17 protein-coding genes and 1 tRNA gene are annotated in these 22,003 nt (G+C 42.2%); 10 read left to right on the forward strand and 8 right to left on the reverse strand.

Annotation, left to right across the window (positions count from 1 at the left end):
* Nucleotides 1–49: 49 nt before the first annotated feature.
* Nucleotides 50–1,348, reverse strand: a complete 1,299-nt coding sequence (locus tag QZR76_RS01190; RefSeq protein ID WP_294139652.1) for an NAD(P)/FAD-dependent oxidoreductase — start codon at nucleotides 1,346–1,348, stop codon at nucleotides 50–52.
* A gap of 261 nt (nucleotides 1,349–1,609) precedes the next feature.
* On the reverse strand, nucleotides 1,610–2,995 hold the full coding sequence (locus QZR76_RS01195; protein ID WP_294139653.1) for an outer membrane protein transport protein: 1,386 nt from the start codon (nucleotides 2,993–2,995) through the stop codon (nucleotides 1,610–1,612).
* A gap of 185 nt (nucleotides 2,996–3,180) precedes the next feature.
* Between QZR76_RS01195 and QZR76_RS01200 the strand changes: the two genes are divergently transcribed.
* The 4 genes from QZR76_RS01200 (at nucleotide 3,181) to QZR76_RS01215 (ending at nucleotide 7,439) form a co-directional block, all read left to right on the forward strand.
* Nucleotides 3,181–3,387, forward strand: a complete 207-nt coding sequence (locus tag QZR76_RS01200; protein WP_294139654.1) for an RNA-binding S4 domain-containing protein — start codon at nucleotides 3,181–3,183, stop codon at nucleotides 3,385–3,387.
* A 399-nt stretch (nucleotides 3,388–3,786) separates the two neighbouring features.
* Nucleotides 3,787–5,880 carry an RNA degradosome polyphosphate kinase gene (locus tag QZR76_RS01205; RefSeq protein WP_294139655.1) on the forward strand — a complete coding sequence of 698 codons (2,094 nt, stop codon included), beginning with the start codon at nucleotides 3,787–3,789 and terminating at the stop codon, nucleotides 5,878–5,880.
* On the forward strand, nucleotides 5,873–6,778 hold the full coding sequence (locus QZR76_RS01210) for a Ppx/GppA family phosphatase (RefSeq protein ID WP_294139657.1): 906 nt from the start codon (nucleotides 5,873–5,875) through the stop codon (nucleotides 6,776–6,778). Before QZR76_RS01205 ends, QZR76_RS01210 begins: the two co-directional genes overlap by 8 nt.
* A 196-nt stretch (nucleotides 6,779–6,974) precedes the next feature.
* Nucleotides 6,975–7,439: a GNAT family N-acetyltransferase gene (locus QZR76_RS01215; RefSeq protein WP_294139659.1), complete on the forward strand. Its 465-nt coding sequence runs from the start codon at nucleotides 6,975–6,977 to the stop codon at nucleotides 7,437–7,439.
* Here the strand turns inward: QZR76_RS01215 and QZR76_RS01220 are convergent.
* On the reverse strand, nucleotides 7,434–8,339 hold the full coding sequence (locus QZR76_RS01220; protein ID WP_294139661.1) for an AraC family transcriptional regulator: 906 nt from the start codon (nucleotides 8,337–8,339) through the stop codon (nucleotides 7,434–7,436). The two genes, QZR76_RS01215 and QZR76_RS01220, sit on opposite strands and share 6 nt — an antisense overlap.
* 159 nt (nucleotides 8,340–8,498) lie before the next feature.
* Here QZR76_RS01220 and QZR76_RS01225 point away from each other — a divergent pair, with 159 nt between their 5' ends.
* Genes QZR76_RS01225 through QZR76_RS01245 form a run of 5 tightly spaced genes read left to right on the forward strand, consistent with a single transcriptional unit; the run spans nucleotide 8,499 to nucleotide 14,301 of the window.
* Nucleotides 8,499–9,755, forward strand: coding sequence for a TolC family protein (locus QZR76_RS01225; protein ID WP_294139662.1), 1,257 nt, complete (start codon nucleotides 8,499–8,501; stop codon nucleotides 9,753–9,755).
* A 10-nt stretch (nucleotides 9,756–9,765) separates the two neighbouring features.
* Nucleotides 9,766–10,656: an HlyD family efflux transporter periplasmic adaptor subunit gene (locus tag QZR76_RS01230; RefSeq protein WP_294139663.1), complete on the forward strand. Its 891-nt coding sequence runs from the start codon at nucleotides 9,766–9,768 to the stop codon at nucleotides 10,654–10,656.
* A gap of 2 nt (nucleotides 10,657–10,658) precedes the next feature.
* Complete coding sequence (locus QZR76_RS01235) at nucleotides 10,659–12,119, forward strand: ATP-binding cassette domain-containing protein (protein WP_294139665.1); 1,461 nt, start codon at nucleotides 10,659–10,661, stop codon at nucleotides 12,117–12,119.
* 10 nt (nucleotides 12,120–12,129) lie between these two features.
* A complete protein-coding gene (locus tag QZR76_RS01240) occupies nucleotides 12,130–13,227 on the forward strand; it encodes an ABC transporter permease (RefSeq protein WP_294139667.1) in 1,098 nt (365 codons plus the stop codon).
* A 15-nt stretch (nucleotides 13,228–13,242) separates the two neighbouring features.
* On the forward strand, nucleotides 13,243–14,301 hold the full coding sequence (locus tag QZR76_RS01245; protein ID WP_294139914.1) for an ABC transporter permease: 1,059 nt from the start codon (nucleotides 13,243–13,245) through the stop codon (nucleotides 14,299–14,301).
* Between the two features lie 47 nt (nucleotides 14,302–14,348).
* On the opposite strand, the gene QZR76_RS01250 is transcribed toward QZR76_RS01245, so the two are convergent.
* The 5 genes from QZR76_RS01250 to QZR76_RS01270 all read right to left on the reverse strand — a co-directional run bounded on the left by QZR76_RS01250 (nucleotide 14,349) and on the right by QZR76_RS01270 (nucleotide 19,257).
* A tRNA-Lys gene (locus QZR76_RS01250) sits at nucleotides 14,349–14,421 on the reverse strand.
* Nucleotides 14,422–14,540: 119 nt separating this feature from the next.
* Nucleotides 14,541–15,146, reverse strand: a complete 606-nt coding sequence (locus QZR76_RS01255; protein ID WP_294139669.1) for a YigZ family protein — start codon at nucleotides 15,144–15,146, stop codon at nucleotides 14,541–14,543.
* A gap of 28 nt (nucleotides 15,147–15,174) precedes the next feature.
* Complete coding sequence (gene dnaA / locus QZR76_RS01260) at nucleotides 15,175–16,602, reverse strand: chromosomal replication initiator protein DnaA (RefSeq protein ID WP_294139671.1); 1,428 nt, start codon at nucleotides 16,600–16,602, stop codon at nucleotides 15,175–15,177.
* A 368-nt stretch (nucleotides 16,603–16,970) separates the two neighbouring features.
* Nucleotides 16,971–18,158 carry an MlaD family protein gene (locus QZR76_RS01265; protein ID WP_294139673.1) on the reverse strand — a complete coding sequence of 396 codons (1,188 nt, stop codon included), beginning with the start codon at nucleotides 18,156–18,158 and terminating at the stop codon, nucleotides 16,971–16,973.
* Nucleotides 18,159–18,168: 10 nt separating this feature from the next.
* Nucleotides 18,169–19,257, reverse strand: a complete 1,089-nt coding sequence (locus tag QZR76_RS01270; RefSeq protein WP_294139675.1) for an N-acetylmuramoyl-L-alanine amidase — start codon at nucleotides 19,255–19,257, stop codon at nucleotides 18,169–18,171.
* 166 nt (nucleotides 19,258–19,423) lie between these two features.
* Between QZR76_RS01270 and QZR76_RS01275 the strand changes: the two genes are divergently transcribed.
* Nucleotides 19,424–21,988, forward strand: a complete 2,565-nt coding sequence (locus QZR76_RS01275; protein WP_294139677.1) for a putative LPS assembly protein LptD — start codon at nucleotides 19,424–19,426, stop codon at nucleotides 21,986–21,988.
* Nucleotides 21,989–22,003: the final 15 nt, after the last annotated feature.

Below are 22,003 nucleotides of genomic sequence, written 5' to 3' on the forward strand. Positions count from 1 at the left end.
ATACTCAAAGCACTGCCTAAATAATAAAATTGGACAGTGCTTTTTGTTTTCAAGAAACTTTTTTCTGTTTCTCTTCCGGCCTTATCCATAAACGCAAAGCCTGGTCATAGGTGACATAGCTCCACATCCAATTGATAAAAATAAACAAACGATTTTTCACGCCTACAATACTCATCAGGTGGACAAACAGCCATAACAGCCAGGCCATTATCCCGCTAAAACGTATTTTATTCAATTCCACCACGGCAGAATTACGCCCGATTGTTGCCATCGATCCTTTATTCCGATACTTGAACACCCGCAAAGGACGCCCATGAAGCATACAATACAGATTCTTAGCCAATAACCGGGCTTGTTGTATAGCCGGTTGAACGACCTGAGGATGCCCGTGGGGATTTCCGGAAGTAATCATTACGGCCGTATCCCCTATTGCAAAAATGTCCCCCATTCCCTTTACCCGACTAAACTCGTCCACGATCAAACGATCTCCCTTACCGTATGTATCAGGTGAAAAACCTTTTAGCCCGTTTGCTTTCACTCCGGCCACCCAAAACACGTTACACGTTTCAATCGATTCCCCATTTACAAAAGTCAACACGTTACCGTCATACTCCTTCACCAAGGCATTCAGACGTATTTCAACACCCCTATTCTTCAAATATCGTTCCGCGTAACCGGAAGACTTCGGTGTAAAGGCTCCCAACACACGATCCGCCCCGTCGGCTAAAATAATCCGCATTTTATCTACATCCAAATCCGGATAATCCGAAGGGAAAACGAACCTTTTCATCTCGGCCAAAGCTCCGGCCAGCTCTATTCCGGTAGCCCCCCCACCGACAATAACAAAAGTCAATAAACGCCTTTGTTCTCCCTCATCCTCACTATTCAAAGCCTTTTCAAAACTCTCAATGATTTTGTTCCGGTCAAACAATGCTTCCGAAGTATTTTTCAACTGCATGGTAAGGGCTCCCAACTCCTGATTCCCGAAAAAATTAGTCTGACTTCCCGTGGCAATGACCAAGTAATCGTAATCGACGAAACCGATCGAAGTCAATAAGCGGTTTTCATCGGGAAAAACTTCCTCTGCCTGACATACCCGAATATGGAAATTTCTCCGGTGTTTAAAAATCCGACGAAAAGGAAAAGAGATTTCACTCGGCTCGATAGCAGAAGTAGCGACCTGATACAAAAGCGGTTGGAACAAATGGTAATTATTTCTATCGATCAATATAATTTGAAATTTTTTATCATCCAATTCCCGGGCTAATTTCAAGCCACCGAACCCTCCACCGACAATCACCACTCTTTTCTTTGTTCCCTTTTCCGGAATATGACTCATTTTTTCCATACTTATCATTTTTATACAATATACGTATCGTAATAAAAAAAGTCATAGACCTCCGAATATTTATTCTCTTTGTTTAAAATTTATTCTCCACAGAAACGGAATATGATTCATATAGCAGATTCGCAAATTTGGACGGATTCCGTACTCTTAAGCACAATCCGATATAAAACGCCTGTAAGGTTTGTCGTACCTTACAGGCGTTTTAAATACTATTTTCATTTACCACTTAATGAAAAAAATTTATACTTTTCGGTATTTTTATTAAAATCGGTACGCGATTCCCAAAGAAGGTGAGAACGCCGTAGATTTATATTTTCCGGAGAATACATCTTTCTGTCCGGGAATAACTACATTCTGAGAGGTATAATTTCCATGGCGGCTGAATCCCTGAATATACAAAAAGGCAAAATCGATCTCCAGGTTTTTGTAAGGAGAAAAAGTTAGCCCGGCAGAGATACCTAATTTATTCATTCCCGGAGTCTCCGGATTATAGTGATTTTTCCGTATCGGACTTTGATCGTAGTAAATTCCGGCACGCAGATCCAAACGATCCGTTGTCTTGTATTTGGCTCCTATCCGGTATATCATGGTGTTCTTATAATTTTTCTGTGCCTTAATAGGCTTAATTCCCAGTTCCGCTTCATTAAAATAGACGTTCAGAGAATCGTAGGCCTGCCATCCCACGTATTGTAAATCCAATGCCAACTCCCAACGATCGGTAGGACGATAACTAACGCCTAATGTCGTATTGGAAGGTAAAGGCAGTTCGGCATGGAAAGTACCTTGATCGTATTTAGGAATAGACAAGTTCGGAACAATAGCCCCCAATTGTCCTAATAAATTTTCAATACTCTGGTTAGCATAGGTCAATTCGGCTTCCCCCTCTTTTACCCTCATTTCAATTTTCGAGCGATAAGAGAATCCTATCGTCACTTTTTCACAAGGTTCATACATTACTCCCACATTAAAACCTACCCGCACATGAGCTTTCCCATCCAAACGAGCGTAAGCCGGAGGGACTTTGGTATCCTTAATCAATTGGACAATCGCTTCTTTTTGTTCATCGGGAATAGGAAGAGGTGCAGCTTCTATCATTTTTCCGACAGTCTGAAACTCGTTAACACTCAGCAATGCACGTGAAAGATTTACCTCACCGAAGGCCAATTGCAAACCAAAACCTACGCTCAAACCGTCCATAATTTTATAAGATAAGGTAGGTTGAATCACATAGGCTTTTAAGCTGATATCTTGAATCAGATTGGCACCTAACCAATTTTTAGGCCACTTCAAAGAGTTACCGTAAGGAGTATTAAAAGCAATACCGGCAGCCAAATTATCATAGATTCGGAATCCGGCATAAGCATATATCGGGGTACTAACAGGATTATCCGTTTTAACGGAATACCCATCCGATGAATATTTTGCTTGCGCCATGACAGCCGACATTCCAATCGAAAGATCTACGGACTGATTCATAAAAACCAGCCCTGCCGGATTAAAATGCATACTTTCCGCCCCTAACTTCATTGCCACTCCGACGTGTCCCATTCCTGTCTGTTTAGTGCTTAACAAATTGACTTGGAAACCTTCAGCAAAAGAAGACAAACTACATATGCATACGAATACAAATACAAAAAATTTTTTCATGCTAATCTATTTTACATTAAAACTAACCGAAGGTCTTTTTCAACCTTCTCCCCCCCCTTTTGAAAAGGAAAACAATCCTTTATCATTTTTAAGAGATTGCAAAAATAACAAGTCGAACTTCAAGTTGTTTCTACTTTACGGTATGCTGCAAAAAATAGTTACCTTTGCATCAAATTTACAACATTATGATAACGTTCGAACTTACTACCGAATACATCGAGTTAATCAAATTACTGAAGATTACCCGCATTGCGGAAAGCGGCGGTATGGCAAAAGTATTAGTGGAAAATGGAGAAGTACGCCGGAACGGAGAAATCGAAAAACGGAAAAGAGCCAAAATAATAAAAGGAGAAACCATTACAGCATTAGGAAAGACCGTCCAAGTCATCTGATCCGTCCACCTTAAAAACAGAAAGAGACCCGAAGGTCTCTCCGTTTTAGTTGGTAAACTAAGTGGTGTTAACAGTACAAATATAAAAAAAATCTTGTCAGAAAAAAACATACATTTAATACAAATTACGTATTTTCTCTTGTCTTTGTTCAACCTCAAGGCATTACAAAATAAAAAATTTATTGATATTCAAATATTCCTGTGATTTTAACACTTATCCCTTAAAGACAACGATACCGGAACAAATATATCATTCTTTCCCCCTCATTTCGTTATCCCCCCTCTTCGTCAAACCGGATTATAGCAGCTCGATTATTACAATAAATATAACCGAAACGTAACAGGTATGTAACCTGTCCGTTCTACTTTTGAGCAAAAAATCAGGAGCAGTCTCCAACGTATGAAAAAGAAAGAAAATTGTATATCCGAAACATACATAGAAAGGGATATTAGCTGGATGTATTTTAATCAACGTATCTTATTGGAAGCACAGAAAACCTCCGTACCTTTGTTAGAACGACTCTGTTTCCTTGGCATTTACTCCAACAATTTGGATGAATTTTTCCGGGTCCGGGTAGCCTCTCTTAATCGCATTATCGAGTACGAGGGAAAATCTTTAAATAACGAACGCAAAATCGCCTTAAAAACATTCAAAGAAATCAATCGTCTTAACTCCATCTATTCCGATAGCTTTGAGAAAACCTTTCAGAACATAGACAATGAATTGAAACGAAACAATATCTGGATATTAAATGAAACGGAGTTAAACGATGAACAAAAACAATACATTCGCCAACTTTACGACAACCAACTCAACGGATCGACCAATCCGTTATTCATATCCAACTTCCGACAATTAAACGATCAACCTGACGACGATATCTACCTCGCCGTTCAACTCTCGATAAAAAACACGAATCGAACCGTACAAAAAGGAAGGAACTACGCGTTAATCGAACTACCGGTAAAAGAGTTCGGACGATTTTTACGTTTACCCAATATAGACGATAAAATATGTCTGATATTCCTCGACGACGTGGTCCGCTTTTGTTTGCCGTTTATCTTTGAAGGTACCCCCTTTTCTTGTTTTGACGCCTACACTTTCAAATTTACCAAAGACGCCGAAATGGAATTGGAAACGGACCTTCGCAATAGCGTGATGCAAAAAATTGCCAAAGGGGTAAAAAGCCGTAAAAAAGGAGAACCCATACGTTTAGTCTATGATGCCCAAATGCCCGCGGGCATGCTTCGCCGTATTACCCGTATGCTTAACATCGATCGATGGGATACGCGTGTAGCCGGAGGCAGGTATCACAATATGAAAGACTTGATGAAATTTCCGAACTGTAACCGACCGGATCTGAAATATGCACCCATACTTCCGATCCTCACGCTCAAATTCGGTGCCGAAGAGAGTTTACTGGAACACATACGCGAGAAGGATCGTTTCCTGCATTATCCCTACCATAGTTTTTCTTCATTCTTGCGACTCTTACGTGAAGCCGCTATAGACCGGAACGTCCACAGTATCAAAATGACCCTCTACCGATTGGCCAAGGACTCTAAAGTCGTCAAAACATTGATATGTGCGGCTCGAAACGGGAAAAAAGTAACCGTGGTCATCGAACTATTGGCCCGATTCGACGAAGCTTCGAACATCAATTGGTCCAAACAAATGCAAGATGCCGGAATCAAAGTTATTTTTGGAGTGGAAGGTCTTAAAATACATTCTAAGCTTCTCCACATCGGAAGTGCGAAAGGAGATATTGCTTGTATCAGCACGGGCAATTTCCATGAAGGAAACGCAAGTCAATATACAGACATAACCTTACTGACGGCTCGCAAAAAACTGGTACAAGAGGTAAATTCGGTTTTTGACTTCATTGAAAAACCTTATACTCCGGTACGTTTTCGTGAATTAGTAGTATCCCCGAACGATACCCGCAAACAATTAATACGCCGGATCGACCGGGAAATTCGAAACGCGAAAGCCGGAAAAATCGCCTATATTCAAGGTAAAGTCAACCATATCACGGATCGGACTATCATTGAGAAACTATACGAGGCTTCAACTGCCGGGGTAAACATAGAGTTATTGGTCAGGGGAAATTGCTCCCTTGTCACCGGAATCCCCGGCCTTAGCGATCACATTCGCATCAACGGAATTATCGACCGTTATTTGGAACACTCCCGTATCTTTATTTTCGCGAACGAGGGCAAAGAGACCTACGTCATCGGCTCGGCAGACTGGATGCCCCGCAATTTTGACAATCGAATCGAAGTTATGGCTCCCATTTACGATCGGGATATACAAAAGGAACTCAAACAGATCATCACTTACGGATTACAGGACAATTTTCAAGGACGAATCGTCGACGGTTCCGGCCGGAATCTTCCCTGGACGATCTCTTCGGGAGAAGCTGTACATTCACAAGAGGCCCTCTATAAACATTATTTGCAAAAAACAGAAATAGAAATCAACAACCATGAGTAAAGTAAATTACGCCGCTATCGATATCGGTTCAAATGCCGTCCGTTTGCTGATTAAAAGTATAAATACGGAATCACTCGTTCCTCTTTCCAACAAGGAACAATTAGTGCGTATTCCCCTGCGACTGGGTGAGGATACTTTTTCCAAAGGCGAAATATCCGAAGAAAAAGGGAAAAAACTACAACGCCTGATGAAAGCCTACCGGCAACTGATGAAAATATACGATGTGAAAAAATACCGGGCTTGTGCCACTTCTGCCGTCCGGGATGCCGTCAACGGAAAAGAGCTGATCAAAGAGATTTCGCGTAAAAGCGGCATTCAAATCGAGATCATCAATGGCGAAGAGGAGGCTCGTTTGATTTATGATAACCATATTGAAGAGTTACTCGACAAAAATACCAACTATATTTATGTGGATGTGGGAGGAGGAAGCACGGAGATCAGTCTGATTCACGAAGGCAAACTTAAAAACTCCCGGTCTTATAATATCGGTACCGTTCGTCTTCTCGAGGGAAGTGTAAAAAAAGAGGTCTATTCCCGTCTCCGCCGGGATCTCTCACAATTCAACATACAATATTCCGACATTCAAATTATCGGTTCCGGTGGAAACATCAATAAACTATTCCGTCTCGCCCGTACCCCTGAAAAAAACAATATTGAATTTCCGGTAGAAGAGCTTCGTCGACTCAATGCCATCCTGAAAACGTTCACGACGGAAGAACGCATGCGGAAATTCAATCTTCGTCCCGACCGGGCCGACGTGATCACCCATGCTGCCGATATTTTTCTGGAAATCGCCGACCAGACCGCATCCTCCCTAATCCTCGTCCCCACGATCGGATTAGTAGACGGCATCATCGACAATCTATATACACAAGACCAGGAACAAAGTCAGGAATAAAGGAATCTCAAAAGAGACTCCTTTATTATTTCAAAAAATCCTATCGAGACAAGATGACAGACCGTATCGCTTACCGGACAACGCACCTTAACCGTTTTTACCCGTTTTTCCCAATAATTTATCCGTATTTAAGTTACCGGATAACTTTAAATACATAATTAATGAATATATTTGACAAATCTAACGGAATAAACAGATGGAAACGATGCAGGTAAAAGTCTTATCAGTAAGGGAAAATCCCGAAATTAAAGATAAAGCGATAGAGTATATCAGCAGCAAATGGTCTTCTGTCTCCCGGATTATTTATGACGACTGCATATCCCATTGCATTACGGCTTTCGCTTCCCTGCCCCAATGGTATATTCTCGTAAAGGGGAATGAATGGATCGGATGCGCAGGGCTTATCACGAACGATTTTATCAGTAGGATGGATTTATATCCCTGGCTTTGCGGTTTGTTTATTGAAGAACACCACAGAGGGCATGCTTACGGACATTTACTGGTCAAAAGGGCCATGCAGGATGCCCAAAGCGCAGGTTTTCAGAATTTATACCTATCAACCGATCACGTGGGGTATTACGAGAAATACGGGTTTAAATATATAGGTATCGGTTACCATCCGTGGAATGAGGAATCGCGAATTTACGGGATAACGTTATAACTCCTGCCGGTATTCATGAGGTGTTTTCCCCGTCATACGACGAAAAAACTTGCAGAAAAACGAGGAATTCGGAAAATTCAACTCATCGGCAATCTGATAGACCAATTTATCACTATGACGAAGTAATATCTCCGCTTCCTGGATAACAGCCTCGTTCACCCAATCCATGACCGTACGATTACTCACCTGACGTATCAAGGTACTTAAATAACGAGGCGTCAAACAAAGATGCCCGGCATAAAAAGAAACGTTGCGTTCACGAATAGCGTATTTATTCACCAGATCGACAAACCGGTTGAATATCTCTTCCTGGCGTGTACATTTATACTGTTCCCCGGAATCACTACTTTTCTGGAGAGAAGCTATCTGATGAAACAACACGGATATCAGATTTTGAATCATCTCCTTTTGAAAAGGAATATCATGCAGAATATCCCACAGAAGGGAGAACAGGGTTTCCAGGCGTCGTTCAGCCGTTTCTTCCAAAGGTAAATAGAGATAAAGCCGTCCCTGCAAATAAGCCATTAACGACTCTTCTTTCTGCCAACCCTCCATAAAGCTATTAGCAAATGCCAACATGGACAAGTCGCAATCCGGAGACATCTCTATCAACTGAATCACGGTACCGGGAGAAGCTACCACCAGATGGCGAGGCGTAACCGTCAACTCGCGCAAATTAGCACGCATGCGGATGTACCCCGAACGTAAATACACAATACGCCCTTCGGTCAACCGGTAAGGTAACCCAAAAACGATCAATGAACCGTTCAGTTCCTGCATTCCCGCAACAGAGCGCACAAACCCCAAGTCCGCAGAAATAAAACGATAGGCATTACAAGGTTCCACCGGGTAATCGTGAACCTGCTTTAAAGCCAAAGCCAATAATCCATTCCGATTCATAAAATTCATCTGATATCCTGCAAAGATAATATTCCATGGTGATACAAGCTATAAGATAATAAAAAATCGAACAAATAGAACATATCATACAACTAATAGAACCTTTGCGTATATATGAAACGTTTACTTTTGTAATAGAAACAATAAAAAATCGATTGTATGATACGGAGCTTTTTTCTAATACTATTTATCTGTCTATGTACACATACGTTCGGACAACTGACATTGGACAGCTGCCGGCAGAAAGCGCATGCCAATTACCCTCTTGTCCGCCAATACAAATTGATCGAGCTATCGGAAAATTATAGCTTAGCCAATGCAGCCAAAGGCAATCTGCCGCAAATCAGCCTCAGCGGGAAAGCCTCTTACCAGAGTGATGTCACCACATTACCCGTTCAATTGTCGGGACTCTCTCTTAAAACCTTACCCAAAGACCAATACCAAATCATGTTGGAAGTAAAACAAAATGTTTGGGACGGCGGACACATCCATTATCAGAAACAACAGATCAAAGCTTCATCGGATGAGGCGGAGCGTCAATTAGACGTTAACATGTACGCACTGAACGAACGGGTAAATCAAGTTTATTTCGGTATTCTTTTGTTGGATGAACAGCTTTTACAAAACGCATTATTGCAGGAAGAACTGGAACGGAACTTGCAAAACATCATAGCCTACCGGGATAACGGAATTGCAAACGACGCTGACGTGGATGCCGTACAGGTAGAAATTCTCAACACCCGTCAACAACGGATCGGTTTGGAGACAAACCGGATTGCCTACCTACGTATGCTTTCCTTATTGACAGGTGAGGAGCTGGCCGCAGACACGAAAATCTCAAAACCGGACATTCCGCAATATCCTCTTCCTCTCACTATTAACCGACCCGAACTACTATTCTACACGGCACAGGAACACCATTTGAATGTAAAAGAACAGTCCCTACGAACCGGATATCATCCCCAATTCAGTCTATTTGCACAAGGGGCTTACGGAAATCCGGGATTAAACATGCTGAAAAATGCTTTTGAACCTTATTACATCGTAGGCGCACGCCTGAGCTGGAACTTCGGCAGCCTGTATACCTTAAGAAACGATAAACGCAAATTGGAAACCGAACGACAGCAAATACAAAGTAATCGAGACCTTTTCCTGTTCAATACCCGTATGCAATTAGCCGAACAGGAAGGAGCTATTACCACTTTACGGAAGCAGATGGAAACAGACAATGAAATTATACGTTTACGTGTCAATATTCGCAAATCGGCTGAAGCGAAAGTAGCGAACGGTACCCTGACCGTGACTGAAATGCTGCGGGAATTGACCAACGAAAGCTTGGCGAAGCAAAACAAAGCGCTTCATGAAATACAATTACTCATGGATATATACCAACAGAAACATTTAACCAACCTATAATAGAGACGCTATGAAATTCTCAAATACTCTCCTTGTCATTGCATTGGCCAGCTTATCGGCCTGCAAATCCGAAAAAGAATTCGACGCCACCGGAACTTTCGAGGCAACAGAGATCATTGTTTCTTCCGAAGCCAACGGCAAATTATTTTACCTGAATGCAGAAGAAGGCAGCAAACTGACTCAAGGTACAGAAGTCGGACTGGTCGATACCGTACAGCTCTACCTGAAGAAGCTCCAATTGCAAGCCAGTATGAAATCGGTCGACAGTCAACGACCCGATATCCGGAAGCAAATAGCAGCAACCCAAGAACAGATTGCCACAGCCAAGCGCGAGAGGACACGCGTAGAGAACCTATTAAAGGCAAATGCCGCCAATCAAAAGCAATTGGACGATTGGGATTCTCAGCTTGCCGTATTGCATCGACAATTAGATGCACAGATCTCCTCCTTACAAAACAGTACCGTCAGCCTGAACGAACAGAGTTCCTCGGTTGCCATCCAAATCGCACAGATAGAAGACCAACTACAAAAATGCCGGATTCTGGCCCCTATCGACGGTACCGTACTGGCCAAATACGCTGAACCGGGAGAATTGGCCTCGACCGGAAAACCGCTTTTTAAAATAGCCGATATGGAAAACATATACCTGCGCGCTTACATCACCTCGGCTCAACTATCATCTGTCAATTTGGGAAACAAAGTGAAGGTTTTCGCCGATTTCGGTCATGACAACAAAAAAGAATACGAAGGTAGCGTAACTTGGATAGCCGATGAAGCGGAGTTTACCCCGAAGACCATCCTGACGGACGACGAACGTGCCAATCAGGTTTACGCGGTCAAGATCGCCGTTCGCAACGACGGAACCATTAAAATAGGCATGTACGGCGAGATAAAATTCTAATCATGAAATACGCGATAGAAGTCGATCATATCAGCAAACACTACGGGGAGACAGAAGCCTTACATGACATATCCTTTCGGGTAAGCAACGGTGAATTGTTCGGGCTTATCGGACCGGACGGTTCCGGTAAAAGTACGCTTTTCCGTATCCTTACCACTTTGTTGGTCGCCGACGAGGGAGAGGCACGTGTTAACAATTACGATGTCATCAAGGAATATCGGCAAATACGGAGTAACATCGGTTATATGCCCGGCAAATTCTCACTTTACCAGGACTTGACGGTTGAAGAAAACCTAAACTTCTTTGCCACGGTCTTCCATACCAGTGTCAAAGCTCATTATGAACAAATCCGGGAAATTTACGAACAAATTGCTCCTTTCAAAAATCGCCGGGCAGGAGCCTTATCGGGTGGGATGAAACAGAAACTTGCCCTCTGCTGTGCATTGATTCATAACCCGGACGTACTTTTTCTGGACGAACCGACTACCGGCGTCGACCCCGTATCACGGAAAGAGTTTTGGCAGATTCTTCATCGATTACAGGAACGAGGTATCACGATCGTCGTTTCAACCCCCTTTATGGACGAAGCCAAGCAATGCGAGCGCATTGCTTTTATCCAGAACGGACATATCAAAGGTATCGACAAGCCGGAAGTCATCCTGGAAGAGTTCAAGGAGATTCTCTGTCCGCCGGGTTTAGAACGAAACACGATGCTACAGAAAGAAAAATCCGTTATCCGGGTTGAGCAACTGGTGAAACAGTTCGGTAATTTTACGGCTGTCGATCATATCTCGTTTGAGGTAAAACGAGGTGAAATATTCGGTTTTTTGGGAGCCAACGGTGCAGGAAAAACCACGGCCATGCGTATTCTTTGCGGGTTAAGCCTACCTACCTCGGGTGAGGTAGAAGTCCTGGGCTACAATGTCCGCACTCAAAGCGAAGAAGTGAAAAAACACATCGGTTACATGAGTCAGAAATTTTCCCTTTACGAAGATTTGGAAGTATGGGAAAACGTACGACTTTTTGCGGGAATTTACGGAGTACCTGCTTCTGAAATCGCACCTCGTACCGAGCAAATGCTAAAGCGTATAGGCTTACACGAAGAACGGAACACCCTCGTACGCGAGCTTCCGTTAGGCTGGAAACAGCGTCTTGCCTTTTCCGTCTCAATCTTTCATGAACCGCAATTGGTCTTCCTGGACGAACCGACCGGAGGAGTAGATCCCGTTACCCGTCGCCAGTTCTGGGAATTGATTTATCAGGCAGCCGACCGGGGGCTTACTGTTTTCGTGACCACCCATTACATGGATGAAGCCGAATATTGCGACCGTATTTCCATGATGGTCGACGGACAGATCAAAGCCCTGGACACTCCTGATTCTCTAAAAGCCCGTTTTCATGCCAAAGACATGGACGAAGTCTTTCAGCAGTTAGCCCGGCATGCCACCCGTTCATCAGATTAATGTAATTATTATGAAACAGTTTATCGCTTTTATCAGAAAAGAGTTCTACCATATTTTACGCGACCGACGTACGTTACTTATTCTCATCGGTATGCCCGTCGTGCAAATCATCCTTTTCGGATTTGCCATATCCACCGAGGTGAAAGATGTACAAACTGCCATCCTGACTTCATCCATCGATTCGGATACCCGTCATATCATCGACCGCATAGATGCAAGCGAATACTTTACGGTAAAATACGTGGTTCATTCTGCCGAAGAACTAAATCGTTTGTTCCGGCAGAATAAAATTGAACTGGGCATCGCCTTTCCCACGGCATTAAACCAACGGCGTTTTGACACAGAAAACATTCAGATTATTGCTGATGCAACCGATCCGAACTTAGCCGTTACCCGCGGTAGTTATGCCAACGGAGTGATCGCTACAGCTCAAGCCGAGTTAGTAGAAACCGGACTAAAACCCGCATTGGCCGTACACACCAAACTACTATATAACCCTCAAATGCGAAGTGCTTATAATTTCGTACCGGGAGTTATGGGATTGATCCTGATGCTGATTTGCGCCATGATGACCTCCATCTCTATTGTCCGCGAGAAAGAGACCGGAACCATGGAGATTCTGCTGGTCTCACCTATGAACCCGTTGTTTGTCATTCTTTCAAAGGCCGTACCCTATTTTGCTCTCTCCATCCTGAACCTGGTTATTATCCTGCTGTTGTCCGTTTTCGTATTAGACGTCCCGATAGCCGGAAGTCTCCTTAGCCTGATAGGAGTATCATTGTTATTTATTTTCGTATCGCTGGCACTCGGACTGCTGATCTCCTGTATCACCCGTACGCAGGTAGCGGCCATGCTGGCCTCCGGAATGGTACTGATGATCCCAACTATTATTTTATCCGGCATCATTTTCCCGATAGAGAGTATGCCTCGTATCCTTCAAGGAGTCTCCTGTCTTATCCCGGCACGTTGGTATGTCACCTTAGTCCGTAAGTTAATGATAGAGGGCGTTCCTTTCGGCTACGTATGGCAGGAAACGGCCATCCTACTGGTAATGGCTATCGTCCTGATCTGTATTACTACCCGCAAATTTAAAAACCGTTTAGAGTAAGGAGGAATCACCATGATATTGCGTTATCTCATTGAAAAAGAATTTAAACAATTGAAGCGAAATAGCTTCCTGCCCCGTCTTATCCTGATATTCCCCTGCATGATGATGCTCGTCATGCCGTGGGCGGCCACATTGGAGATAGAAGACCTGCGACTGGCTATTATCGATAACGATCATAGTCCGTCGTCGGATCGACTGATTCACCGTATAGAGGCTTCCCGCTATTTTAAACTCACAGAACTCCCGTCCACATACGCGAAAGGACTAAAAGCCATTGAAAAAGACAGAGCCGATATGTTATTGGAAATCCCTCGCGGTTTTGAAAAAGAACAGGCCAACGAACGTCCGAGCTCCGTCCTTATCGCCGTAAATGCCGTAAACGGTACGAAAGGCGGATTGGGAAGTGCCTACCTACAACAAATCCTTACACCGCAAAACACTTCTACTTCCATCCGTTATCAGTTTAACCCGCACCTGAACTATAAGGTCTTTATGGTTCCCGCACTTATGACCATGATATTAGTCATGCTCTGCGGTTTTCTTCCCGCGTTAAATGTCGTAAGTGAAAAAGAAGCAGGGACGATCGAACAAATCAATGTAACACCGATCAGTCGTTTTACCTTTACCTTAGCAAAACTATTACCCTATTGGATCATCGGCTTTGTAATCCTGAATCTTTGTATCGGCTTAGCCTGGCTCATATACGGACTCACTCCCGAGGGAAGCATTTTTACCATTTACATTGCAACGCTGATTTTCATACTGGTAGTCTCAGGGTTAGGATTGGTCATCTCTAATCATTCGGCCACCATGCAACAAGCCATGTTCGTCATGTGGTTCTGTATGCTGATTTTTATCCTGATGAGCGGCCTGTTTACCCCCATCAGCAGTATGCCGCAATGGGCACAATATATCACTTATGCCAATCCGCTACGTTACTTTATGGAGATCATGCGTACGGTTTACCTGAAAGGAAGCGGAATCGGAGATATTACGCTCCAGTTAGGCGTACTGGGAAGCTTTGCCGTCGGACTCTACTGCTGGGCCATATACAGTTACAGGAAGCAACAATAATACAAAAAACCCAGATCGTTCATCGTATCGATCTGGGTTTTATTCCGTGATCCAGCTGGGATTCGAACCCAGGACCCCAACATTAAAAGTGTTGTGCTCTACCGACTGAGCTACTGAATCGTCAATTGTTTTTCACAATTGCGGTGCAAAGATAGTGATTCCTATTGATTCTACAAGGATTTACGGGGAAAATTTCAAAAAAGTTTTCGGTATAAAAAAAATTCAGTACCGTAAGAAAGTCAGGTTTCGGGTATTTCCAAATTCAGGGATTCGATTTTCAACAAACGCTCCTGAAGACGAATGGCATCTTTTTTTCTAATACTTAACAACATATCACAATCCATTTCAAAAGTTCGCTCCAAAATCTCCGGTTCCTCCTCTTTCAATACTTTCATCACGTCATTCATCACCAGGTAGCTGAATCTGATACGAAGTAATTCATTTACGGTTTTTTCAATAATCGTGGCATGTGCGATCGCATCAAAGGCCGCTTCTTTATAGGCCTGAATCAAACCGGAAACACCTAATTTTGTCCCCCCGAAATACCGGATCACGACAATCAGGACATTCGTCAGCTCGTGGGCATGGATTTGTCCGAGAATCGGCTTTCCGGCCGTGGAAGAAGGTTCACCATCATCGTTAGCCCGAAATCGCAGTCTGTCTGTACCCAAGCAATAAGCGTAACAATGATGGCGGGCATCGTAGTATTGAGTCTTCAGACCGGCAATAATCTCTTTAATTTCTTCTTCGTCAGATACCGGATAAATATAAGAAATAAAGCGACTGCCTTTTTCCTTGTACAGGCCTTCGGCAATCGCTTCTACTGTCTTATAGGTATCTTCCATGAACAATTACAATACGCTATTGTTTAGGTTAATTATTACAATACAATTTTTTCTGTAACTCCTCCACCTGAGAACGGAATGCCCGATCCGTTTCCATTTGGTCGGCCACGGCCTTGCAAGCGTAAAGGACAGTCGTATGATCTTTTTTTCCGATCTGGTTACCAATATAGGAAAGGGAAGCATTGGTAAAATTTTTGCTGAAATACATGGCTAACTGACGAGCCTGTACCACCTCCCGCTTCCGGGTTTTCTCCTGCAAAAGTTGAGCCGGCATATTAAAATGTTCACATACCACCTCCTGAATACGCTCCACGGTAAGCTCTGCCATTTGCCGTTTCACCATTTTACCCAAGATCTCTTTCACGACTTCTACCGTCAGATCCTTCCGGTTAAAAGTGGACTGTGCCAAAAGAGAGATCATCGCACCCTCCAATTCACGTACATTATTATTCACGTACTTACAAATGTATTCCAGTATCTCATCCGAGAAATCAATTCCATCCTTCTTCGCCTTAAAGCGGGCAATCTCCATGCGGGTTTCAAAATCCGGAGACTTGATCTCTGCAGACAAACCCCATCTGAAACGAGAAAGCAAACGCTCTTCCAGACCACTTAATTCAGCCGGAGCCCGATCGGAAGTCAAAACCAACTGTTTACCGGATTGATGAAGATGATTGAAAATATGGAAGAAAGTATTCTGTGTTGCGGTTTTTCCCGCCAATTCATGAATATCATCCAGTATCAAAACGTCTATCAGTTGGTAAAAATGCAAGAAATCGTTGATTTCGTTTTTACGAACAGCTTCAGTAAACTGAGTTTGAAAAACATTCGTCGTAACATAAAGTACTACCTTATCCGGAAAGTTCTGTTTTACCTCCAATCCTATTGCCTGGGCCAAATGCGTTTTTCCCAAACCGGAACCACCGTATATCAGTAAAGGATTAAAAGCGGTACCCCCGGGACTTTGTGCAATAGCAACACCTGCAGATTTCGCCAAACGGTTGCAACTTCCCTCTATATAACTCTCCAACGTGTAAGAAGGATTCAGCTGAGAATCGATTTGCAAACGATTATTACAACGCTCAAATGGATTTTTTAAGGCGGTTCCATTTGTCGTCTTATCGTAATAGGCCGTATTAGGTTCGACTTTTTTCGTATTGCTGGATGACATCTTTACAGATAAAGGTTCCGTACGACGACTCTCCTCAACGACAACGGAATATTCCAACTTCGCCGTCGGACCGATCACCGCACGAATGGCATTCCTTAATATCTCCACGAAATGCTCTTCCAAACACTCGTAAACATATAAACTCGGAACCTGAATAATCAACACATCTTGTTGAAAACTCAAAGCACGTATCGGCTCAAACCACGTTTTAAAGGTCTTTGGCGGTACCTGCTCCCGGATCAAACTTAAACATTCTGACCAAATACTATTACAATCCATTCTCATTTGTATATCGTTTAGATTTCACCTCGTGGTGAAATGGAATGCTAAATTCGAAAAAAAAAATCAGAAAAAAAATGCCGTTTTTGTTTGTTTTTTACCAATTCCGGCTTACAAATTAGGTATCAACAGCTTAGATTCAACTATTTGATAATAAAAGTATTACATAAATAACTTAACATAAAAACCTTACGTCATTAATTCAAATCACTTAACATAATTGTAACATAATCGAAGGGCATTCAAAAAAGGTAAAGCTTTAAAACATAGAGAAGAGAAACAATTTATTTTATCTTCAAGATACAAAATAACACACATAATTATGTTAAATGAAACAAGTACTCGTTTTTACTATTTAGAATAATTCTATTTTATTAAATAAAGTCGATTTTAACAATATATGCGTTATCGTATCGTTTAATAACATTATCCAATTGACGTTGTGCTGACCTCAACTTTTTATACGTATTCCAAATATATAAATATTTTCCCTTATATCTAACTTCTTTTAAATCAGGATTTTGTTTATAAAGTTCAGCATCAGGCAATAAGCGATTTTCCGATTCGTAAATCACAATGCCATACTCCATAGCGTCCTTTTTACCGGAGGAAAAATCTACTAACGAAAGGTTAATAAACTTTTTAGGATTATACCTAAACTCAACTAAAAGGCGATTCAGATTTTCTGATACCTGATTCAGATTGTAATAAAATTCATCATTATTAACAAATGCACCTAAGGTTCCTCTACCCTCATTCAGTTTCACTAATATGGAATCCACCTCAGACAATGCGTTTTGCAAAACAAGTAAGGTTTGCTTCAAGTTTGCTTGTCGAATAGAATCGCTAATTGCGGCAAAATTGGATAAAGTTCTTGAAATCTCTCCGTTGTTCTGTTCCAGATTAGCCGTTATACTATTTATATGGGCTAATATCTGGCTGATACGCCCGGCTTCCCCTTCTATCAAGGTATCCAGATTTCCCGAAGCTCCTTCCAAATGGTGTAGCGTCCGATCAATACTACGAAAGCTATTAGCCAAATTTTGTTTTGTATCCTCATTAAATAACCCCTGTATGATGGAAAGAACAGAATCCAAAGATGAAAAAAGGTGTTCGGCCTTTTGTTTTAAAGGTAACATCTGGTTACTCACCTGTTCCATTAGTCCCTGTTCCAACTGAGTTCTTAACGTATCTCCGTTAACCGCCAGTTGTTGAGCATTTCCCGGAATCAAATTAATGATTTTCGATCCCATTAAGTCCGCACTTTGAATATAGGCGGAAGTATTCCGGGCCAATTCCAATCCTTTTTTGACAGAAAATTCCACTAATACCTTATCAAAACGCTCTCCGGTAAAAGAGATCGAAAGTACTTGCCCCACCTGATATCCGCGATAAACAACACCACTTGAAACCTTCAGTCCGTCAACCCGGTCATAAAGTCCGTAAAAAATATTTCTGGACTCAAACAAAGAACTTCCTTTCAGAAAATTTATTCCCCAAATCAAAATAATTACCGCCAACAATGCCGTTATCGCTAATTTAACCTCCCTTTTTATCTTCATAAGTTACATTTTATTTCTTTTCCCATTTTTTCGCTTCGGACAGAGGCACTACCCGACCGTTCGAAATAGCAATTACGAAACAGTCTTTTACGCTTTTACGCAGTCGCTTTTGTACTTTTAGAATCTCCTCATAAGAAGAAGATTTACCCACATAATATTTATATCGACCGTCACTATGTATCTCCTCGATCTTATCTTTCAAATGTAAACGTTTCAGGTCCGTAACCTTAGTAGCAGAAGAGAGCACCTGTACGGCATAGAACCACTCTCCGTCGGGCGATACGGACTTAGGTTCTCCCTTTAAAACGATACTATTTTTCTCCATCTTATTTTTGTATTCCCGAAATGCATTAAAAATCGCCTGAGCTATTTTTTGTTGTCCCGATTCACTCGTCAGGTATTGCAAATCTTTCGCGTTGGAAATAAAACCGGTTTCGACCAATATGGCAGGCATGCCGACATCCATCAACACGATAAAACCGGCTTGCCGTACTTCCCGATTGACCGATCCTAAGCTTTTCACCAACTCCTGCTGCACCGGGGTTGCCAGTTCAATACTATTGATCAGGTAACTGTTCTTCATAAAGTTGAACATGATATACGACTCCGTTTTTTGAGGATCGAATCCATCGTATTTCACCGTATAGTCTTCCTCGTAATGGATGGCTTCATTTTCTTTCATCGCAACCTGCAAACTGGCCTCCGATTTATGTAATCCGAGTACATATGTTTCCACTCCCCGGACCGTCGGATTCTTAAATTTATTCACATGGACCGAGATAAACAACTGAGCTTTTTCCTTGTTGGCAATCTTCCCTCTTTCTCTCAAATCAACCGCTACATCCTTTTTACGGGTATACACTATTTTCATATCAGGATAGTTCTTGTGGATCAAATTCCCTAACTTCAGGGCAATAGCCAAAGTAATATCCTTTTCCTTAATCTTACCATTTATCGCTCCCGGGTCCTTTCCGCCATGCCCTGCATCAATACAAATACAGGAGATTTTTCCCAACTGATCCTGTGCAGACAGGTGGCCGAAAAAACCAAACAGACAACAAATAAGCATTAAAACTATAATCCTGTACCGATTTATCATGTTATTTAAAACTTTTTAAAAAGAAACATGAGTATTAACATCAATATTTTTTACTTTTGCAAAGCGAAAAGCTATATCGCGTCAGCAATATTAGTCACAAAAATAATATATTAAATTGCAAATTAGATTATATACAGGGCTTTTTATTAAGAAATGCATCATTTTTATGGCTATTGCCCTGCCTATTATACTCTCGTCGAATAGTTTTGCTGCCGAATATTTATTCGGGGAATCACTATGGAATATGACGGCTGATACGACCGGACAACCGGGAGACAGCCTTCGGATCGTGTATGATTCCATCGGAAATCCTGTCGACACCATCCGGAGAGATAGTGCCCCGGAGGCAAAACCGTTATTTGACGATCTGATTACATACGAATCAACGGACTCTGTTAGATTTTCCATTGCCGACAAAAAAGTTTTCTTTTACAAAGATGCCAACATCAAATACATTAGAACGGAATTAAAAGCCGATTATATCGATCTTGACATGGAAAAAAAGCTGGCCTTTGCTTCCGGAGTCCCGGATTCGGCCGGAACCCTGATCGGAAAACCGCACTTCAAAGACGGAGGACAGGAATTCGACAGTAAAGAGCTACGGTATAATTTTGAAACCCGCAAAGGTTTCGTAAAAGAGATCATCACACAGGAAGGAGAAGGATATCTGCAGGGCAAACTGACTAAAAAGCAAAGCGACTCGGTCTATTGTGTAAAAAACGGGTGGTATACGACCTGTGACGAGCACGACCACCCTCATTTTTATTTCCGTATGAGCAAGGCTAAAATGATCAAAGACAAAAAAGTTTTTGCCGGTTTTACCAATTTAGTACTGGAAGATGTACCTCTTCCGCTTTTCCTTCCATTCGCTTATTTTCCGATTACCAAAAAAGGAACATCCGGTATTATCATACCGACTTACGGAGAAGAAAGGATGAGAGGTTTTAACTTACGCAACGGGGGGTACTACTTCGCGATAAACGATTACATGGATCTCACCGTTACCGGAGATATATACACGAACGGTTCCTGGGGCGTGCGACTGGGATCGACCTATAGGAAGCGTTATAAATTCAACGGTAATTTCGATTTTTCGACGAGCAAGAACTACGTTAGCGAGAAAGGAATGCCCGATTATCAAGAGTCGAGTGACTGGTCCGTACGCTGGACTCATTCGCAAGACGGGAAAGCAAATCCCTACAGTACGTTTTCTGCTTCCGTGGATATGTCTTCTGCCAACCAGAACTACTTTAATTCCACCAACATCAACGAAATAGCCAATCAACGAAAGCAATCCAGTATCTCATGGAGCAAGAAATGGCCCGAAAAACCGTTCAGTTTAAGTGGTTCTTTCAATCATAACCAGAACAGCCAGGACTCATCCATATCCGTTACCCTACCCAATCTGAGCTTCCGAATGAGTCAGATCTATCCCTTCCGTAAAAAAGGGAAAGTAGGAGAGATGAAATGGTACGACAATATCGGTATCTCTTATTCGGCCGATTTAAAAAATAATATTCAAACCAAAGAGGACAAGCTGTTCAAATCCTCTTTTACCAGAGACTGGAATAATGGTTTTAAACATAATATTCCTCTCAGCCTCTCTTTTAAACTGGCAAAAGACGTCACGCTCACTCCTTCGCTCAACTATAACGGTTACTTGAACCTAAAAACAATTGAAAGGGTATGGGTTCCGGACACCACCGCAAACGGGGGACATTTCATCCAGCGAGACATTCCGGGCATCAATTATTCTCATGATTACTCCGCAAGTGCTTCCATCGGCTATACACCGACCATATACGGTATGTTCCTATTTAAACCGGGTTCTAAGGTCTATGCCATCCGGCATGTGATCCGTCCTACACTTTCGGCTTCCTACACTCCTCCGATCAACCCATTGGGGAGCTACACGAAGACCTACACAGACGGTGTCACCGTCACGGAATATTCCATATATGAAGGTATGACTTACCGTCCTTCCACGCAGACCAGCAAACAGTCGGGAAGTATCAGCTTTAGTGTAGATAACAATATTGAGATGAAGGTGAGAAACGATCAGGATACAACCGGGGAGGAACAATTTCGGAAGATCAAACTATTGGAAAGTTTCAGGATACAAGTCAACTACAATCCATTTGCCGATAAATTCAAGTTCAGCACCATCGGTTTGAGTGCCCGGACAAAACTATTCAACAGCAGGATTGACCTTAACTTCAACGGGACTTTAGATCCTTATGCCTTGGATGAAAACGGAAATAAATTGAATAAGTATCATGGAGGAATCGGACGACTCACCAATGCTTCTCTCAGTACAGGAATCAACTTTTCCGCTGATAACGGTAAAAATAAAGAGGAAAAAAACGAAATGATCGGGGGATACTATGACCAATACTTAGACTTTGACGTACCCTGGTCCATCAATATAGATTATACATTCAATTATAGTAAACCCGCTTTCAAATCTACGGTAACGCAGATGATGGGTATCAACGGAGACTTCTCTCTAACACCCAAATGGAAAATCAGCTTCAGCAGCGGTTATAACTTTGCCACCAAAGAAATTTCAGCCAGTAGCTTTCAAATTACGCGCGATCTGCATTGTTGGGAAATGAGTTTTAATTGTATTCCGTTCGGACAACACCAGTCCTATAATTTTCAGATCAACGTACGTTCCAGTATGCTAAAAGATTTAAAGTTAACCAAGAGAGCTTCCTGGTATGACCTATAAAAAAAAGCATTCCGA

It is taken from the genome of uncultured Sanguibacteroides sp., assembly GCF_900543425.1.
Taxonomy (GTDB): Bacteria; Bacteroidota; Bacteroidia; order Bacteroidales; family Marinifilaceae; genus Gabonibacter.

What these genes read in the sequence shown, in the direction of transcription:
- QZR76_RS01210 (WP_294139657.1), top strand. Translation starts at nt 5,873, where the DNA reads ATGAGTAAAGTAAATTACGCCGCTATCGATATCGGTTCAAATGCCGTC.
- dnaA (WP_294139671.1), bottom strand. Translation starts at nt 16,602, where the DNA reads ATGAGAATGGATTGTAATAGTATTTGGTCAGAATGTTTAAGTTTGATC.
- QZR76_RS01215 (WP_294139659.1), top strand. Translation starts at nt 6,975, where the DNA reads ATGGAAACGATGCAGGTAAAAGTCTTATCAGTAAGGGAAAATCCCGAA.
- QZR76_RS01205 (WP_294139655.1), top strand. Translation starts at nt 3,787, where the DNA reads ATGAAAAAGAAAGAAAATTGTATATCCGAAACATACATAGAAAGGGAT.
- QZR76_RS01265 (WP_294139673.1), bottom strand. Translation starts at nt 18,158, where the DNA reads ATGAAGATAAAAAGGGAGGTTAAATTAGCGATAACGGCATTGTTGGCG.
- QZR76_RS01235 (WP_294139665.1), top strand. Translation starts at nt 10,659, where the DNA reads ATGAAATACGCGATAGAAGTCGATCATATCAGCAAACACTACGGGGAG.
- QZR76_RS01225 (WP_294139662.1), top strand. Translation starts at nt 8,499, where the DNA reads ATGATACGGAGCTTTTTTCTAATACTATTTATCTGTCTATGTACACAT.
- QZR76_RS01220 (WP_294139661.1), bottom strand. Translation starts at nt 8,339, where the DNA reads ATGAATCGGAATGGATTATTGGCTTTGGCTTTAAAGCAGGTTCACGAT.
- QZR76_RS01230 (WP_294139663.1), top strand. Translation starts at nt 9,766, where the DNA reads ATGAAATTCTCAAATACTCTCCTTGTCATTGCATTGGCCAGCTTATCG.
- QZR76_RS01200 (WP_294139654.1), top strand. Translation starts at nt 3,181, where the DNA reads ATGATAACGTTCGAACTTACTACCGAATACATCGAGTTAATCAAATTA.
- QZR76_RS01195 (WP_294139653.1), bottom strand. Translation starts at nt 2,995, where the DNA reads ATGAAAAAATTTTTTGTATTTGTATTCGTATGCATATGTAGTTTGTCT.
- QZR76_RS01190 (WP_294139652.1), bottom strand. Translation starts at nt 1,348, where the DNA reads ATGGAAAAAATGAGTCATATTCCGGAAAAGGGAACAAAGAAAAGAGTG.
- QZR76_RS01240 (WP_294139667.1), top strand. Translation starts at nt 12,130, where the DNA reads ATGAAACAGTTTATCGCTTTTATCAGAAAAGAGTTCTACCATATTTTA.
- QZR76_RS01275 (WP_294139677.1), top strand. Translation starts at nt 19,424, where the DNA reads ATGGCTATTGCCCTGCCTATTATACTCTCGTCGAATAGTTTTGCTGCC.
- QZR76_RS01255 (WP_294139669.1), bottom strand. Translation starts at nt 15,146, where the DNA reads ATGGAAGATACCTATAAGACAGTAGAAGCGATTGCCGAAGGCCTGTAC.
- QZR76_RS01270 (WP_294139675.1), bottom strand. Translation starts at nt 19,257, where the DNA reads ATGATAAATCGGTACAGGATTATAGTTTTAATGCTTATTTGTTGTCTG.